This window comes from Treponema sp., assembly GCF_045657965.1.
Classification (GTDB): domain Bacteria; phylum Spirochaetota; class Spirochaetia; order Treponematales; family Treponemataceae; genus Treponema_D.
This window is the reverse complement of the sequence record NZ_JAZOUG010000011.1, coordinates 1-1,577: the sequence shown is the minus strand read 5'-3', so window position 1 is coordinate 1,577 and position 1,577 is coordinate 1. Positions and strand designations below refer to the sequence as shown.

Genomic DNA, 1,577 nt, shown 5'->3' with positions numbered 1-1,577 from the left:
AAGACATTTGTCTTCCTAAGACCGCTTGGCCTCCGACTTAAATAGAAAAATCGTACAGACTACCGAAAAGCACTGGGCTTTGAATTATACCTCCTTAGCTCAGTGCTTTTTTTTTTAAAAAGGGAATTTTTTATTGAGATTTTTTATTCAAGGAATTTTTAAACACGAGCCGCATCTGGAGCCAGACCACGCCGCCGTGGGTGGAATCCGAGACGCCCTCGCTTACAAAGCCGAATTTCTCGTAGAATGTGCGGAGTTTTTCCTTACAGGTAAGCACGATTCCTTTCCTGCCCTGGTCTTTTGCGTCAGAAATGACCTGCTCCATTACTTTGGAAGCAAAGCCCCTGTGCTGGAAGCGAGGTGCGGTGTCCACGCCAAAAATCATCTGCCAGTCACCCTTTTCTTCGTGGAGCAAAGGATTGTCGTACATTTCGTCCGTCAAATCTTTCCGGCTTGTGACAAGGCCGTTGATGAAGGAAATCAGTTCCTTTTCATTCCCAGTCTCGTCACATTCAAACAGGAGCCAGAAGTGATTTGGAAAGACTTTAAGCCGTCTTTCAATTGATTGCCGGCCTGCAGCCTCAGCTGGTGGAAAGCAGAGGAATTCAACCTCGCTCAGTTTTTCAAGGTCATTTAGACTCGCGTGTCGGATTTTTGTCATGTCCGCTCCTCCTTCAAATTATTCGAGTGAAATCTATAACAGCATATCATGGCGATGGAAGTGAAAACCCAGACCACGGGATATGCGATTGAAACCACATAAAAACTGGAAGTCAGGCGGGTGGACACAAAAAGGAAAGTCTGCCGCAAGAGCACGAAGCCCGCAAAAGTGATGATTGTTGGTGCAAGTGAAATTCCCAGTCCCCGCAGAATCTGAGCAAAAAACATGCAGACAGCACAGAGGATGTAAAAAGGAGCCGTACACCTGATGAAAATCGCCCCGTAACGGATGGATTCTGCATCATCAATAAAAATCGAAGTCAAAAATTCTGCAAAGATGAAAAGAACAAGCGCGAAGAAAGCCACTAGCGCAAGCTTCATTGAGAGGGCTGATTTGATTCCCTGCCTGATACGCATGATTTTTCCGGCACCGAAATTTTGCCCCGCAAAAGTCATAGCCGCAAAGGCAATGCTCTGCATCACGCCCTGCATGAGCTGATCCAGCCGAACGAACACCGCCCAGCCCGCCGCACAGGAAGAAGTAAAGGCGTTCACATACTTCTGGATGAAAGTGTTGGAAAAGGCCTTAATTGAGGAAGCGATTGCTCCGGGAAGCCCGATTCGAAGTATTTCCTTCAAAATCTTGAAGTCAATTCTGAGTCTTCTGACTTGGACTTTAAAAACATCGTCACTTTTAATCAGGACGAAAAACACAGGAAGAATCGAAAGACCTTCTGAAATCACCGTGGCCCAGGCCGCACCCTCTATTCCCCATTTGAAGCCCAGAACAAAAATAAAATCAAGCGCAATGTTCACGAGCGAAGAGAAGACGAGGAAATAAAGCGGACGCCGTGAGTCTCCCAGAGCACGAAGAATTCCTGAGCCGATGTTGTAGAGAATCAGGAAGCCGATTCCTG

General features: G+C 46.7%; 2 protein-coding genes. Both read right to left on the bottom strand.

What is annotated here, in order from left to right:
* Positions 1-130 precede the first annotated feature (130 nt).
* Positions 131-661: a GNAT family N-acetyltransferase gene (locus ACKI5B_RS00230; protein ID WP_407424944.1), complete on the bottom strand. Its 531-nt coding sequence runs from the start codon at positions 659-661 to the stop codon at positions 131-133.
* Positions 658-1,577, bottom strand: a 920-nt coding sequence (locus ACKI5B_RS00225; RefSeq protein WP_407424943.1) for an MATE family efflux transporter, incomplete at its 5' end; no start/stop codon positions are given. The genes ACKI5B_RS00230 and ACKI5B_RS00225, both read right to left, overlap by 4 nt.